The organism is Streptomyces sp. ADMS (genome assembly GCF_033441795.1).
GTDB lineage: Bacteria > Actinomycetota > Actinomycetes > Streptomycetales > Streptomycetaceae > Streptomyces.
Genome location: NZ_JAVFVX010000035.1, coordinates 1 through 15,265, shown reverse-complemented (window position 1 = coordinate 15,265; position 15,265 = coordinate 1). Strand labels below are relative to the sequence as shown.

General features: G+C 70.6%; 13 protein-coding genes. 4 read left to right on the top strand and 9 right to left on the bottom strand.

Features of this window, described 5'->3' with window-relative positions:
* Positions 1–25: 25 nt before the first annotated feature.
* From RB628_RS17345 to RB628_RS17330, 4 genes are all read right to left on the bottom strand, one after another.
* Positions 26–709, bottom strand: coding sequence for an ABC transporter ATP-binding protein (locus tag RB628_RS17345; protein ID WP_318321353.1), 684 nt, complete (start codon positions 707–709; stop codon positions 26–28).
* A 136-nt stretch (positions 710–845) separates the two neighbouring features.
* Positions 846–2,336, bottom strand: coding sequence for an ABC transporter permease (locus tag RB628_RS17340; protein ID WP_318321352.1), 1,491 nt, complete (start codon positions 2,334–2,336; stop codon positions 846–848).
* Between the two features lie 155 nt (positions 2,337–2,491).
* Positions 2,492–3,763 carry a L,D-transpeptidase gene (locus RB628_RS17335; RefSeq protein ID WP_318321351.1) on the bottom strand — a complete coding sequence of 424 codons (1,272 nt, stop codon included), beginning with the start codon at positions 3,761–3,763 and terminating at the stop codon, positions 2,492–2,494.
* Between the two features lie 270 nt (positions 3,764–4,033).
* Positions 4,034–4,387, bottom strand: a complete 354-nt coding sequence (locus RB628_RS17330) for a hypothetical protein (RefSeq protein ID WP_318321350.1) — start codon at positions 4,385–4,387, stop codon at positions 4,034–4,036.
* A 131-nt stretch (positions 4,388–4,518) separates the two neighbouring features.
* On the opposite strand from RB628_RS17330, the gene RB628_RS17325 reads away from it, so the two are divergent.
* Positions 4,519–4,890 (top strand): cell wall protein, encoded by a 372-nt coding sequence (locus RB628_RS17325; protein ID WP_412180678.1) that lies wholly within the window; start codon positions 4,519–4,521, stop codon positions 4,888–4,890.
* Between the two features lie 431 nt (positions 4,891–5,321).
* Here the strand turns inward: RB628_RS17325 and hutH are convergent, their stop codons facing one another.
* The 3 genes from hutH to RB628_RS17310 all read right to left on the bottom strand — a co-directional run bounded on the left by hutH (position 5,322) and on the right by RB628_RS17310 (position 9,588).
* Positions 5,322–6,860 carry a histidine ammonia-lyase gene (gene hutH / locus RB628_RS17320; RefSeq protein ID WP_318321396.1) on the bottom strand — a complete coding sequence of 513 codons (1,539 nt, stop codon included), beginning with the start codon at positions 6,858–6,860 and terminating at the stop codon, positions 5,322–5,324.
* A 630-nt stretch (positions 6,861–7,490) separates the two neighbouring features.
* Entirely contained in the window at positions 7,491–8,651 is a 1,161-nt protein-coding gene (locus tag RB628_RS17315) for a sensor domain-containing diguanylate cyclase (RefSeq protein WP_318321348.1), read from the bottom strand.
* Between the two features lie 130 nt (positions 8,652–8,781).
* Complete coding sequence (locus RB628_RS17310) at positions 8,782–9,588, bottom strand: enoyl-CoA hydratase/isomerase family protein (RefSeq protein WP_318321347.1); 807 nt, start codon at positions 9,586–9,588, stop codon at positions 8,782–8,784.
* Positions 9,589–9,793: 205 nt separating this feature from the next.
* Between RB628_RS17310 and RB628_RS17305 the strand changes: the two genes are divergently transcribed.
* A complete protein-coding gene (locus RB628_RS17305; RefSeq protein ID WP_318321346.1) occupies positions 9,794–10,531 on the top strand; it encodes a hypothetical protein in 738 nt (245 codons plus the stop codon).
* Positions 10,532–10,891: 360 nt separating this feature from the next.
* Here RB628_RS17305 and RB628_RS17300 read toward each other — a convergent pair whose 3' ends face one another.
* Positions 10,892–12,049, bottom strand: coding sequence for an adenylate/guanylate cyclase domain-containing protein (locus RB628_RS17300; RefSeq protein ID WP_318321345.1), 1,158 nt, complete (start codon positions 12,047–12,049; stop codon positions 10,892–10,894).
* A gap of 302 nt (positions 12,050–12,351) precedes the next feature.
* A complete protein-coding gene (locus tag RB628_RS17295; RefSeq protein WP_318321344.1) occupies positions 12,352–13,245 on the bottom strand; it encodes a biotin--[acetyl-CoA-carboxylase] ligase in 894 nt (297 codons plus the stop codon).
* 119 nt (positions 13,246–13,364) lie between these two features.
* Between RB628_RS17295 and RB628_RS17290 the strand changes: the two genes are divergently transcribed.
* A complete protein-coding gene (locus RB628_RS17290) occupies positions 13,365–14,969 on the top strand; it encodes an acyl-CoA carboxylase subunit beta (RefSeq protein ID WP_318321343.1) in 1,605 nt (534 codons plus the stop codon).
* Between the two features lie 26 nt (positions 14,970–14,995).
* Positions 14,996–15,205: an acyl-CoA carboxylase subunit epsilon gene (locus RB628_RS17285; protein ID WP_318321342.1), complete on the top strand. Its 210-nt coding sequence runs from the start codon at positions 14,996–14,998 to the stop codon at positions 15,203–15,205.
* Positions 15,206–15,265 lie beyond the last annotated feature (60 nt).

Genomic DNA, 15,265 nt, shown 5'->3' with positions numbered 1-15,265 from the left:
AAACCTTGCGAGCGGACTTTCCGGGTTACGCGCCGACGTTCTCCTTCACGGTGATCTTCCCCTTGCGGATGGTCGCGAGCCGCGGGGCCTTCTTCGCGATCGCCGAGTCGTGCGTGACCATGATGAAAGTGAGCCCGAGCTCCTTCCACATGGTTTCGAGTACGTCCATGATCTCGTCGCGCATCGACTCGTCGAGGTTGCCGGTGGGCTCGTCGGCGAGCAGCACCTTCGGCTGCTTGACCAGCGCACGGGCGATGGCGACGCGCTGCTGCTGGCCGCCCGACATCTCGCCCGGCAGATGCCCGAGCCGCTCCCCGAGCCCGACCGACCTCAGCGCCTCGGCGGCCCGTTCACGCCGGTCCCCGGCCTTCACGCCGAGCGGTACGAGGGCGGTCTCGACGTTTTCCTGGGCCGACAGCGTCGGAATGAGATTGAAGCTCTGGAAGACGAATCCGATGTTTTCGCCGCGGACTTTGGTGAGCCGACTCTCGGACAGTTTGGCGAGATCCGTACCGTCGAGATCGATACTTCCCTCGGTGGGCCGGTCGAGTCCGCCGAGCATTTGAAGCAGCGTCGACTTGCCGCCGCCGGTGGGGCCCTGGATGACCAGGCGGTCGCCGTCGGCGATGGTGAGGTCGATGCCGGCGAGGGCGTCGACGGTTTCCCTGCCTCGGGTGTAGCGCTTGGTCACGCCCTTGAGTTCGTACATGGGTGACTCCTGGGTGGGGTTCGGGGGTGGCTCGTCGTCGTTCTCGGGTGCGGGTGCGGGTGCGTGGGGGCTCGTCGCGCGGTTCCCCGCGCCCCTGAGTGGGTCCAGCACCCGTCGGTTGAAGCCGAACCCCGCGTTACTCGACGCGGCGCAACGCGTCCGCGGGGCGCAGCCTGGACGCCCGCCAGCCGCCGAAGGCGCCGGCGATCAGGCCGCCCGCGACGGCGAGGCCGACCGCGAGGGCGATCGTGGAGAGCGCCACGGGTGCGGTGAGCGCGACCGTCAGGGCCTGGGACGCGGCCTGCCGGCCGGGACCGCCGCCGGGGAAGCCGCCGCCACCGCCGGGACCTCCGTTGCCGCCCGAACCGCCCAGCTCCGCCTGGAGTTCCGGGCTGATCGCGGTGACGACATACGCGCCGGCGAGCCCGAGCGCGATACCGAGGGCACCGCCCACCAGCCCGTTGACGATGGCCTCGCCGACGACCTGCCTGGTGACGCGGCCCGACTTCCAGCCGAGCGCCTTCAGCGTGCCGAACTCGCGCACCCGCCGGGAGACGGCCGAGGAGGTGAGCAGGCCCGCGACCAGGAAGGCGGCGACGAGCACCGCGATGGACAGCCACTTGCCGACGCTGGAAGCCAGGCCGGAGGCGGTGGACAGAGACCCGGAGACGGTGTCCGCGAGATCGGCGGACGTGGTGACGGTCGTACCCGAGATGTTCTTCTGGATGGTCGACTTGACCGCGCTGATCTGCTGGGAGTCGGTCGCCTGGACGTAGATCGTGGTGACCTTGTCCTTGGAGTCGCTGAGGGTCTGGGCCTGCTTCAACGGGATGTAGAGGTTGGCCGCCGCGTCGCCGCTCTCGGGGGTCGCGATGCCGATGGCCTTGTACTCGACGCTCTTGATGGTGACCGTGCTGCCGACCTTGAGGTTCTTCTCCTTGGCGTAGGAGGCGTCGACGACCACGACCTCGGCGTCGGTCTCCGAGGCCGTGAAGGTACGGCCGCTGGTGATCTTCGAGGAGGTCAGCGGGCCGAGTTCCGGCTTGGTGACGTCGGTGCCGTACACCGAGTAGTTGTTGACGTCGAACTCGGCACCACCACCCTCGACGCGCCCCTGGGGAGCGCCGGTTGCGCCGCCACCGGGGAATCCGCCGCCCTGGTTGCCGCTGCCGCCGGTGCTCTGTTCGTCCTGCTGGAACTGGCCCTGCCGGAACTGGCCGCTGACCTTGATGACCTGAAGGCTCAGTCCGCCGACGGCGTCCGAAACACCCTTCTGCGTACCGACCTTGGTGACCGTGGAGGCGGCCAGGGTCTGGAAGCCCTGGACCATGACGCGGTCGCTGCTCTGCTCCGTGTCGGAGTCGTCGCCGCCGGCCTGCGCGTCGAACTGGAAGCGCGGGCGCTGGGCGTCACCGGTGCCGGTCTGGGCCGCGGCGGCCTTGGTGACGGTCATGTCGGTACCGAGTCCGTACAGCGACTCCAGGACCTTGTCCTGCGCCTTCGACATGCCCGAGGACACGGAGGTGACCACGATGACCAGGGCGATGCCGAGCGCGAGCCCGGAGGCGACGACGAGTGCCGCTTTTCTGCGGCGGCGCAGTTCGCGCCTCAGGTAGGTGAAGAACATGGCCGCAAGCTAGGGACACCGTGTGATGGCGGGATAAGTCCTGCATAAGAGATGCATGAGAAGGCTGTGGCGAACCCCGGAAAGACCGATGCCGCCCCTGGGGGCGGCATCGGAAAGCTGTGCGGCGAGTGTGTGTCAGGCGGGTCCCAGGGACCTCAGACCGCCGAACCCGCCTTCCAGTCCGCCCAGCTCAGGTTCCAGCCGTTGAGTCCGTTGGCCGGGTCGACGGTCTTGTCGCCGGTGTTCCGGACGTCGACGACGTCACCGATGATCGAGTTGTTGTAGAACCAGGCACCCTCGGACTTCGGGTCGTTGGCACCCTTGGTGTCGTTCAGGCCGATGCAGCCGTGGCTGACGTTGGCGCTGCCGAAGGTCCCGTCGGAGCTCCAGTAGTTGCCGTGCACGAAGGTGCCGGAGGTGGTCAGCCGGATGGCGTGCGGCACGTCCTTGATGTCGTACTCGCCCTTGCCGTCGTCGTCGGTGAAGCCCACGGTCGCGCCGTTCATGCGCGTCTCCTTGAACATCTCCGACATCACCATCTTGCCCTCGTACGTCTTGTTCTCGGGCGAACCGGCGGAGATCGGGATGGTCTTGACGACCTTGCCGTTCTGGGTGACCTTCATCGTCTTCGACTTGGCGTCGACGATGGACACCTGGTTGCGGCCGATCTTGAAGGTGACCGTCTTCTGCTGCACGCCGAAGACACCGCTCGCGCCCTCCACGCCGTCGAGCGCCAGCTTCAGCGTGACGGTGGAGTTCTCCTGCCAGTAGTCGTCGGGACGGCAGTCCATGCGGGTGTCGTTGAACCAGTGGCAGACGACCTCCTGCCCGCTGGTCGAGGAGACCGTGACGGCCTTCTGCACGGCCGCCTTCTCGGTGATCGCCTTGTCGAAGTTGAGCGACACGGGCATGCCCACACCGACGGTCGAGCCGTCCTCGGGAGTGAAGTAGCCGACGAAGCTGTTCGCGGCGGCGACCGTGGTGAACGAGGCGTTCTCGTGCGCCGCGCGGCCGTTGGCGTCCGTCGCCTCCGCCGTCACCTTGTAGGTGGTGGCGCGCTCCAGCTGGGCGCTCGGCTTCCAGCTGGTCTTGTCGGCCGATATCTCGCCGGCGACAGCGGTACCGTCCGCCGTCGTCATCTCCACGGCCGTCAGGGTGCCCTTGGTCACCGACACCTGGGCGGCGTTGTTGATGGAGGCGTTGCTGGAACCGTCCCCGGGTGTGATCTTGATCTGGGCCTCGGAGGTCTTCTCCGCCGCCGCCTCGTCGGCCTTCGCCTGCGAGGTGTCGGTCCCGCTGTCGCCCTTGGAGGCACTGTCGCTGTCGCCTCCGCTGCACGCAGAGAGCACCAGCACGCCACCGAGCAGGGCGGACGCGGCCCTCAGACCCCTGCGCCGCCTACTGTCCGTCATCACACGCTTCTCCATCGTTGCCGAATCCCCGAACAGTCGGGACCCGTGAGTCCCGTACGGAACTACAAGTGTCCCCATAACAAGCTTCAACGCTACGACCGGCTCGTCCCGTTCCACATTCGCTCGATGTGTGGGGCACACCACGTCGCCTGGGTCACAGGGGGCTGTCCGCCCGTCCCGCACTCCACCGGGTCGCGTGGTGCCGCTGCCGGTCGCTGCTCCCTCTGAGACGACGAAACCCCGGTCGGCGGTTGCCGCCCGGGGTCACGAATTTCCCAAGCCGCGTCAGTGGCCGACCCGCTCCCCGACCAATTCGTCGCCGTCCGCCTCATCATCCTCGTCGAGATCCCAATCCGGCGAATCCGGGTCGTAGTCGATCTCCTCGCTGCTCCAGGAGGCCTGCGCCAGTTCGGTTCCCGGCACCTCGCCGACCAGGTCGAACGGGTCCACGAGGTACGCGAGCGCCTCCGCGGTGTCTTCCGTCACAGTGTCCTCGGCGTGTACCCGCTCGTCGGCAGGCATCCCGGCGTCGCCGGCGATCCGCTGCAACGCGGCCTTCGTCAGGGCGTCCACGTCGTCGACCTCGACGACCAGTTCCACCCGAAGCCGTACAAAACGTGATGTCTCTGAAGTGCTCATGGTGGGAGAGCGTAAGGCTCACAGCTCCCGCAACTTTCCCACGACCCGCGACTTTCATTAGCATCGGGGTCACGGCCAATTCGCCAGCGCCACAAGGGGATCGATATTCCGTGTCATCCGCACGTCGATCGTTGCTGACCGCCACCGCAGCGGGCACTCTCCTGGGTGCCCTGTGGTTCGTCCCGTCCGCCAACGCGACGGTTGAGAAGTCGGTGGAGCAGCAGCACAGAGCGGACACCTCCATGTCCACGATGTCGGACTTCACACGGCAGGTCTCCGTGACGAACGCGAGCACGACCACGAGTTCGAGCACAAGTACAGGCACAAGTACGAGCGCGAGCACGGCCACGACGACCTCGGACTCGGCTGCCGGCGACGGCAGCCGCCTCGCCGACACCGGCAGCTTCGACACCACTCCGTACTTCCTGGGCGGCACGTTCTGCCTCACTCTGGGCGCCGGGTTCGTGGTGTATTCGCTGCGGCGGGAGCGCCTGGGGTTCTGAGCGGGATGCCCAGCTCTCAAGGAACCTGACGTTGGTGTCGGAGCGGCGAAGCGTTGCAGCACGCCGCGTATCTCCTTCGGCAGCGGTCAGGGCTTGGCCGTCATTGAGACTCCTCGGAGTCAGGTGAGAAGCCCCGTCGTTCGCGAGGGGGAGGAGTCACGAAGAGATCATCGAGAGTGCGGGTGCGGTACGGCTGTGTGCCACGGCGACAACCTCGTCTCGGGCTACTACACGCCCAACCTCGGCGCGATGATGACCGGCAAGGCGTACGACGTCCCGGACACCCTGGTCACCGCTCAGACGGCCGAACTGAAGCAGCCGGAGCGGCAGCAGCCAAGACGGAAGCGGAAACCTTTCGGGGCCCTGTCCGGCAGCACCGGCAGGGCCCCGCCCCTGTTCCCCCCGCACGGGAACGGGAGTTGTCTCGGGAGTTACCGCAACGGCCCGGTCACCGGCTCCACCGCCGCGACCAGGTGCCCGCCCCTCACGAACGCGTCCGCCGCGGCGAGGTCGGGCGACAGGAACCGGTCCGGCCCCGGCCCCTCGATCCCCGCCGCCCGTACGGCGTCGATGACGGCCCGGGACGCGGGCGCGGGCGTCAGCCCCTCCCGCAACTCGATGGCACGCGTGGCCGCGTACAGTTCGACGGCGATGATCCGGGCGAGGTTGTCGACGGCCGTACGGAGCTTGCGCGCCGCCGACCAGCCCATCGAGACGTGGTCCTCCTGCATGGCGGAGGACGGGATCGAGTCGGCCGAGGCGGGTACGGCGAGCCGCTTCAACTCGCTGACCAGGGCGGCCTGGGTGTACTGGGCGATCATCAGCCCGCTGTCCACCCCGGCGTCGTCCGCGAGGAACGGCGGCAGCCCGTGCGAGCGGTTCTTGTCGAGGAGGCGGTCGGTGCGCCGCTCGGCGATCGACCCGAGGTCGGCGGCGGCGATGGCGAGGAAGTCGAGGACGTACGCCACGGGTGCCCCGTGGAAGTTCCCGTTGGACTCGACCCGCCCGTCGGGAAGGACGACGGGGTTGTCGACGGACGAGGCCAGCTCCCGCTCGGCGACGAGCCGCGCGTGCGCCATGGTGTCCCGGCCGGCGCCGGCGACCTGCGGGGCGCAGCGCACGGAGTAGGCGTCCTGGACGCGCGGCGCGCCGTCCTGGTGATGCCCGGTGAGCCCGGAACTTTTCAGCACGGCGAGCATGTTGGCCGCGCTGGCCCCCTGCCCCGGATGCGGCCGGATGGCGTGCAGTTCGGGCGCGAGCACCTTGTCGGTGCCGAGGAGCGCCTCCAGGGAGAGCGCGGCGGTGACGTCGGCGGACTTGTAGAGGGTGTCGAGGTCGGCGAGGGCCATGATCAGCATGCCGAGCATGCCGTCCGTACCGTTGAGCAGGGCGAGGCCCTCCTTCTCGCGCAGCTCGACGGGCGCGATGCCGTGCTCGGCGAGGAGTTCGGCGGCCGGCCTCACGACCCCGTCGAGTCCCTCGGCGTCCCCCTCGCCCATGAGCGCGAGGGCGCAGTGGGAGAGCGGTGCGAGGTCGCCGGAGCAGCCGAGGGACCCGTACTCGTGCACGACGGGGGTGATCCCGGCGTTGAGCAGGTCGGCCATGGTCTGCGCGACCTCGGGACGCACGCCGGTGTGTCCCGAGCAGACGGTCTTGAGCCGCAGGAACATCAGCGCCCGTACGACCTCCCGCTCGACCCGCGGTCCCATGCCGGCGGCGTGCGAGCGGACGATGTTGCGCTGGAGCCGGGCGCGCAGTTCGGGGCTGATGTGCCGGGTCGCCAGGGCACCGAACCCGGTGCTCACGCCGTACACGGGCTCGGGCTTGGCGGCCAGCGCGTCGATGACCCCGCGGGCCTTCGCGAGGGCGGCGAGGGCTTCGCCGGACAGCTCGATCCGGGCCCCTCCGCGCGCCACGGCGAGCACGTCGGCCGCGGTCACCCCGGACGTCCCCACCACCACAGTGTGCATATCCATATTCAGGAGCGTACGCAGTGAATTCGAGGATGTCACTACCGGGTGGGCAGTACACCCCTTACAGGTGCCGGGCCACGGAGATGCCGCCCAGGCCGCATTTCACACCCACCCGCCCACCCACCCACCCGTTCACGACATCCATTCGGCGCGGGCCCGGCCAAGTCAGCCCGTCCGGCGAGGACAAGGCCCGCCCAGCCCGAGCTTCTCTCCATCCACCCGCCCCCGCCGTCACACCAGCCCAGGTTCAGGCATCGCACCCCGCCCGGCGATGGAAAACAGCCCGTCCGCAGCGCGGGCCCCAAGCGCCCAGCCCGTCCGGCGATCGAGGACGGCCCGTCCGCAGCGCGGGCCCCATGCAAATTCAGCCCGCCCGGCGATCGACGACATCCCCTCTTCGGCACAGGCCCAGGCAAATTCAGCCCGCCCTGCGATCGACGACATCCCCTCTTCGGCACAGGCCCAGGCAAATTCAGCCCGTCCGGCGATTGAGGACAAGGCCCGTTCAGGGCCGGCGCGGGGGTCTGGGGGCGGCAGCCCCCAGCGAGGCCCACACCGGACACCGGGCACCGGGCACCGGGCACCGGGCACCGGGCACCAGGCACCAGGCACCAGGCACCAGGCACCTCACTGCCGACGCCCACGGAACCGCCTGCGTTCCACCGCACCCTCCCGGGACGGCCCCGCGTCCGCGAGGCGTACGACCGGGTCGTCGGGACCCTCGCGCCCGGCGACCACCGGCTGCTCCGCGCGCACCGCCTTCGCCCGGTACTGCGCCGCATCGGCGAGCCGGAACAACCGGCGAGCCGTCCGCACCGGCCCGATCGGGTCGGCTGTCGACGCGATCCCGCAGGCGACCCCCTCCCCCAGCTCCAACTCGGCCGCGCGACGGCACAGTTCACCCGCCGCCCGGACCACGTCGTCGGCGGGCGGACCGACCACGAGCAGACAGAACTCGTCACCGCCGAGGCGCCCGGCGAGGGCGCCCGGCAGCATCGCCCCGCACAGCGAAAGCACGGATCCGAACCGTTCGAGGAACCGGTCGCCGACCGCGTGCCCCAGGGTGTCGTTGACGCGCTTGAGCCCGTTCAGATCACAGACGACCAGGCTGACCACGGCACCGTCCCGCCGGTGCCGCTCGATCGCCTCGTCGAGATGCATGTCCACCGCACGACGGTTGGCGAGCCCGGTGAGCGCGTCGGTGAAGGCGAGCCGCCGGGCCTCCTCCAGCCGCTCGGTCTGCGCGATCCCCGCGGCGACGACAGAGGCCAGGACGGTGGCGAAGTCGGCGTCGGCACGGTCGAAGACGGGGGCACCGGCGGGCCGGGCGACGTACAGCTCACCCCAGGCCCGGCCGTGCAGCACGACGGGGGCGACGACGCAGCACCCGCGCCCCCGGCGCCGAAGGGCGGCGACGCGCTGATGGCAGTATCCGGCGCGCCCCGCCGACGGCCCGCCCGCGGGACCCTCGGCGGTCTCGACCCAGGCGTTGGGCTCGCCGCCGCCCGCCCACCGCTCGTGCAGGAACTCGGTGATCTCCGGGAACTGGTGCACGGGGTACGCCTCCCCCTCCGGGAACTCCTCCTCGTCACCGGCCCGCTCCCCCACGTTTGCGAGAACCCGCAGCCGCCCGAGCTCCCGCTCCCAGACCGACAGCGCGGCGAAGTTCCCGGCCAGGGCATGACAGGCACCGAGCGCGGCGGCACGCCAGGACTCGCGGGGGCTGTGCGCGGCGGCCATGCCCTGCGCGAGCGTCACGACGGCACGGAGCCGACTTTTGTCACCCATTGATCCAGGTTAGGAAGGTTTTGGGTGAACTGAGACATCGGGAGGGTGGACAGAGGTCCTTTCAAGGTCCCCTCTCACCCGACCGAGAGGCGCATGGCCGGGTGGAAATCCCGCACCGAAGCCGGAAAACCTATTCTCCGGGCCAAACAGGCGTCCTCTTCTCGGCGAACGCCGCGACCCCCTCCGCCCGATCGCCCGAAAAGGCGACGGAACGCCACGCCGCGTCCTCCACCTCAAGCCCCGCCCGCAGATCCAGCCCGAACCCCACCCGCAACGCCCGCTTCGCCGCCCGTACCCCCACAGGGGAGTTCGCCGCGATCCGGGACGCCAGCGCCAGCGCCTCCTCCCGGTCCCGTCCCTCCTCCACCAGTACGTCCACGAGCCCCAGCTCCCGCGCCTCGCCCCCTTCCACCCGCCGCGCGGTGAAGATCAGCTCGGCGGCCCGCGCCGCGCCCACCCGCCGGGGCAGCAGCTGCGTACCGCCGCCCCCCGGGATCACCCCCACGGACACCTCGGGGAGCCCCACCACCGCCGTACGGTCCGCCACGATCAGATCGCAGGACAGCGCCAGCTCGAACCCGCCCCCCAGCGCGAACCCGTGCACGGCGGCGACCGTCGGCATCGGCAGCTCCAGCACGCCGGTATACGCGCTGCGCGCCACCGGACGCTGCCGGACCAGCTCGGCGTCGGTCATCGAGTTCCGCTCCTTGAGGTCGGCCCCGACGCAGAACGCCCGCTCATGGGTGGAGGTCAGCACCACCGCGCGTACGTCACGGTCGGCGGCCAGGGCGGCACACGCACCGGCGATGGACCGGGCCATGGCGGAGGAGACCGCGTTCATGGCCTTCGGCCGGTCGAGGACCAGCTCGGCGACGTGATCATGCCGCCGCACCACAACGAACCCCCCGAACCGCTCCTCGGACCGTTCCTCACCCATGACACCCTCCTGGTTAACGCCGGTTAACTACGGTCGCCCCGATCATCGCAGCCCAGTCCCGCCCGGGGGAAGAACGGGCGAGGAACGACCCGCTCTCCTCGTTCGGGTGACATCGCCCCGATCTCCCGAAATCTCCCTCTCGGGAACGCATAACGTGCGCTCCGCCACGGCGCACCGGGGGCGCGCGCAACGAAGAGGGATCGCGATGACGGACACGACGACAAGGCCGGTCGAGACCGGCACACCGAGGGACGCCCAGGTACCGCGCCAGTACCCGGGCCCCGCCCGGCCCTGGACCCCTCCCCCGGCCCCCGAGGAGCCGCCCGCCCCTCTCCTCACCCGCCCCCGGGGCCGACACCGCAAGCCGCGCCCCCGCAAGGTCCTGCTCGCGGCGGGCGGCTTCGCGCTGGCCGCCGGCGTCCTGAGCCTCGTACGGCTGACGCCCGACGGCGGAGTGGGCGGCGTGGACAGGGCGCAGGCCCAGTCCGACGTGGATGCGGACACGAACAGAGACACCTCCGCCGCCCGCACCGACAACGCGGCGGCCACCGTCGACGGCGCCCCCACGGCGAGCCCGTCGGCGAGCGCCCCCATGGGCGGCGCGACCCCCGCCCCGGCCACGCCGCCGACCGCGCTGCCGACCGCTCTCCCGAGCACGACGGGCCCGCTGCGACCCCTGCCCCTCGGCGCGCTCCCCACGTCACCCGGCCCCGCCGCCGACGCCACCACGATCCCGCAGCTGCCCAGCACACCGGCGCCCGCCGCCTCCCGCGGCGGGCTGCCGGCGACGACCCCGGCCGCGCCCCAGCCCCAGCAGACGGCCCCGGCCCCCGCGCCGACACCCGAGGCGCCCCAGGCCCCGGCCCCACAGCCCGCAGCGCCCGGCGGAGTGTGCGTACCGCTGATCGGCCTGTGCGTGGACGCGCTGAACCACCGCCACTGAGCCGAGGCCACGAGCGAACGCTCCTACGCGACGGGCCCGACCCGCGAGTCACCAACCGGAGATCGCCCACACCGAGAGGAAACAGGCAGCCTGGCCCTACACGGAACAGACCCGCCAGGCCCCACCAAGCCACCCACCGGCCCTGCCACAGCCAACGGAGAACGCGCAGCGGGCCCTACACGGACCGACCCGACGGGTCAGCAGCCACGGCTCGACCACACCAAGCCCACGCACCGGCCACTGCCACACCAAGGGGAAACGGGCAGCCGGGCCACACGAAACAGACCCGCCAAGCCCACACCCCTGCCACAGCCCCAACCACAACCACAACCACAACCAACGGAGAACACACACCCGGCCCTACACCGGACCGACCCGACGGGTCAGCAACCACGGCTCGACCACACCAAGCCCACGCACCGGCCGCTGCCACATCGGCTGGAGCGCGAAGCGGTACACCGGGGGCTCCTCGCCCTCCTTCTCCGCGGTGGCAGCGGCCTCGGCCGCCTCCGCCTCGGAGGCGGGCGCGTCCCCGGTACGGATCAGCTCCTCCGCGAACGCCCCGTCGACGAGCACGGCGTCCCGTGGCGCTATCGACGTCAACCGCGAGGCCAGATTCACCGTCGATCCGAACACATCACCCATACGGGTGGTCACCGTGCCGAAGGCCATCCCGACCCGCAGCTCGGGCATCGTCTCGTCGTGCGCCATCGTCTCGATCAGCCGCAGCGCGATCTCGGCGGCCACGCCCGGCTCGTCCGCCGCGTACAGCACCTCGTCGCCGAGCGTCTTGACGAGCCGCCCGCCATGCGCTGCCACCAGGTCGGCGGCCGTGGTCTCGAAGGCCTCGACGAGTTCGCCGAGCTCCTCCTCCTCCATACGACGGGTCAGCCGCGTGAACCCGACGAGGTCGGCGAAGCAGACGGCGAGCCGCCGGTCGACCATCTCCTCGTCGTCGGCGGCCTGCACGACCCGCCCGGTCGCGGCGGCGAGCTGGCGCCGCCAGACGTAGACGATGAACTCCTCCAGCTCGGGCAGGAGCAGCTCGATCAGCGGGTACGTCACCTCGGTTCGCGTCATTCCGGGCTCGGGCGGCTCGGTCAGCCCCTCCAGGAAGGAGTCGATCTGCCACTCCGCCAACCGGGCGGTGGTCTGCCCCGTGGAACGCGCCACCTGCACGGCCATGGCCTCGCTCAGCAGCCCCGCCTCGACGAGACCGGCGAGCCGGCGCAGCGCGAGTACGTCCGCCTCCGTCAGCGCCTTGGCCTGCCCGATGTCGGCGAAACCCATCGCCCGCCAGAAACGGGACGCCAGCTCCATGGAGACACCGGCGCTGCGGGCGGCCTGAAAGGGGGTGTAGCGCCGCTCGGCACCGAGGATGAGCTGTTCGAGCCGCAGGGCGAGCGGGTCCTCGCCGGGGTCGGCGTCATGGGGGTCCCCCCGCTCGAGCGAAGTCGAGAGTGGGGGAGCGTCCGCCCGCCTGCCCGCCGCGTCGGAGCCCGTGTCGTCGACGGTCACGCCTGCTGCCCTTCCGATCTGTCACGGTCAGATATCGACCGCCCTCAACGATACGGCCTCGCTCCGCCAGATCCAGCAGAGACGACGCACCCGGAGTCGGTGTGCCCCTCACCGGGGGCTGTGCCCCCAGACCCCCTACGGCCCTGAACGGGCCTCGTCCTCATTCGCCGGACGGGCTGGACAGTCAGCCCCGGCCGGCAAGATCCAGCCCCTCCGGCGTTTGAGGAGCGGGGATACGGGGGCGGAGTCCCCGAGGATGGGACGGGTGGGGGCGGCGGGGGCGAAACAAGGCCTGTGCAGCCTCACGCCGACCTCAGGTGCACCACGTCCCCCGCACCCACCGGCTCCTGCACCCCCTCCCCCGTGGCAAGCACCAGCCGCCCGTCCCCGTCCACGGCAACCGCCTCCCCCACCACGGACCGGTCCCCCGGCAACTCCGCCCGCACCGTCCGCCCCAACGTCGCGCACCCCGCCGCATACGTCTCCTGCAGCCCCGACAACACGGGATCCCCCGCCACCGACCGCCACCGCACGTACCACTGCTCCAGCGACCGCAGCACCGCCCGCAGCAGCGGATCCCGGTCCGTCCCCACGGCCCCTGCCAGCGCCAGCGACCCCGCCGTCGGCACCGGCAACTCGTCCTCGCGCAGGGTGACGTTGACGCCGATGCCGATCACCACCCCGTCGGTACCGGCGCGCTCCGCGAGGATCCCGCCCGCCTTGCGCTCCGCACCCGCCACGTCCACCAGCAGGTCGTTGGGCCATTTGAGGGACGTATCCACGCCCGCGGCACGTGACAGCCCCGTGGCCACCGCGACCCCCGTGAGCAGCGGCAGCCATCCCCAGCGGGCCACCGGCACCTCCGTCGGCTTCAGCAGCACGGAGAAGAACAGCCCGGAACGGGCGGGCGCCGTCCACTGCCGGTCCAGCCTCCCGCGCCCGGCGGTCTGCTCCTCGGCGAGCAGGACCAGGCCCTCCTCCGCCTTGCCCGCGGTCGCGAGGGCGACGAGGTCGGCGTTGGTGGACCCCGTGCTGCGGACGACCTCCACTCCGGACCAGAGCCCGCCCTCCTTGACCAGCGCCCGGCGCAGGGCGCCGGCGTTGAGGGGCGGCCGGTCGAGGTCGGACCAGCGCCCGTCGTTTCCGGCGGAACCCTCTGAGTTGTCCGGGCTGTCTGAGTCATCTCGCGGCGTCATGCAACCACCCTAGGTGTGGTAAACACCGCACTGCCGATCGGTAGGCACCCCACTACGCTACGGATGAGTAGCCCATCCCCCTTCTGAGCACGTCACTCTTTGCAGGGAGCCGCATCCCGATGGCCGAGCCGGTACAGCCGCAGCAGATCGACATCCACACCACCGCTGGCAAGCTCGCGGACCTGCAGCGCCGCGTCGACGCGGCGACGCACGCCGGATCGGAACGGGCTGTCGAGAAGCAGCACGCCAAGGGCAAACTGACGGCCCGTGAGCGGGTCGAACTGCTCCTCGACGAGGACTCGTTCGTGGAGCTGGACGAGTTCGCCACGCACCGCTCGACCAACTTCGGGCTGGAGCACAACCGCCCGTACGGAGACGGTGTGGTGACCGGTTACGGCACCGTCGACGGCCGTCCGGTCGCCGTGTTCTCCCAGGACTTCACCGTGTTCGGCGGTGCGCTGGGCGAGGTGTACGGCCAGAAGATCGTCAAGGTCATGGACTTCGCACTGAAGACCGGCTGTCCGGTCATCGGCATCAACGACTCGGGCGGCGCCCGTATCCAGGAAGGCGTGGCGTCGCTGGGCGCGTACGGCGAGATCTTCCGCCGCAACACCCACGCGTCCGGTGTCATCCCGCAGATCTCGCTCGTCGTGGGGCCGTGCGCCGGCGGCGCCGTCTACTCACCCGCCATCACCGACTTCACGGTCATGGTCGACCAGACCTCGCACATGTTCATCACCGGCCCGGACGTCATCAAGACCGTCACCGGCGAGGACGTCGGCTTCGAGGAGCTGGGTGGCGCCCGCACCCACAACTCCGCCTCGGGCGTGGCGCATCACATGGCCGGCGACGAGAAGGACGCCATCGAGTACGTCAAGCAGCTGCTGTCGTACCTGCCGTCCAACAACCTCAGCGAACCCCCGCTGTTCCCGGAGGAGGCGGACCTCGCCGTCACGGACGAGGACCGCGAGCTCGACGTACTGATCCCGGACAGCGCGAACCAGCCGTACGACATGCACACGGTGGTCGAACACGTCCTGGACGACGCCGAGTTCTTCGAGACGCAGTCCCTGTTCGCGCCCAACATCCTCACCGGGTTCGGCCGGGTGGAGGGCCGTCCGGTGGGTATCGTCGCCAACCAGCCGATGCAGTTCGCGGGCTGCCTCGACATCGACGCGTCGGAGAAGGCGGCCCGCTTCGTCCGTACCTGCGACGCCTTCAACGTCCCGGTCATCACCTTCGTGGACGTGCCCGGCTTCCTCCCGGGCGTCGACCAGGAGCACACGGGCATCATCCGCCGGGGCGCGAAGCTGATCTACGCCTACGCGGAGGCGACCGTCCCGCTCATCACGGTCATCACCCGCAAGGCCTTCGGCGGCGCCTACGACGTCATGGGCTCCAAGCACCTGGGTGCCGACCTCAACCTCGCCTGGCCGACCGCCCAGATCGCCGTGATGGGCGCCCAGGGCGCGGTCAACATCCTGCACCGCCGCACGATCGCCGAGGCGGAGGCGAACGGGGAGGACCTGAACGTGGTCCGCGCCCGGCTGATCCGGGAGTACGAGGACACCCTCCTCAACCCCTACATCGCGGCCGAACGCGGCTACGTCGACGCGGTGATCCTGCCGTCCGACACCCGCCGGCATGTCGTACGAGGGCTGCGCCAGCTCCGTACGAAGCGCTCGTCCCTGCCCCCGAAGAAGCACGGCAACATCCCCCTCTAGAGCGTCCAGACCGTTCAGGAGCCGTTGTGAACATCAAGGTCGTACGGGGCAACCCGACCCCCGAGGAGCTCGCCGCCGCCCTGGCGGTGGTCCGGGCCCGCGCCGTGGCGGCGTCGTCCACCCCGCCCGGCGCACCGGGCACGAAGGACGCGTGGGCGGACCCGTCCCGCATCGCCGGCCGGCCTCTGTCCCACCCGGGCCCGTCGGCCTGGACCCGGACCTACTGGCCGGGCTAGTGCCACGGCAGGCGGCGTTCGCCCCGTCGCGACGCCCGGCACGCTCCCCCACTGCCTTGA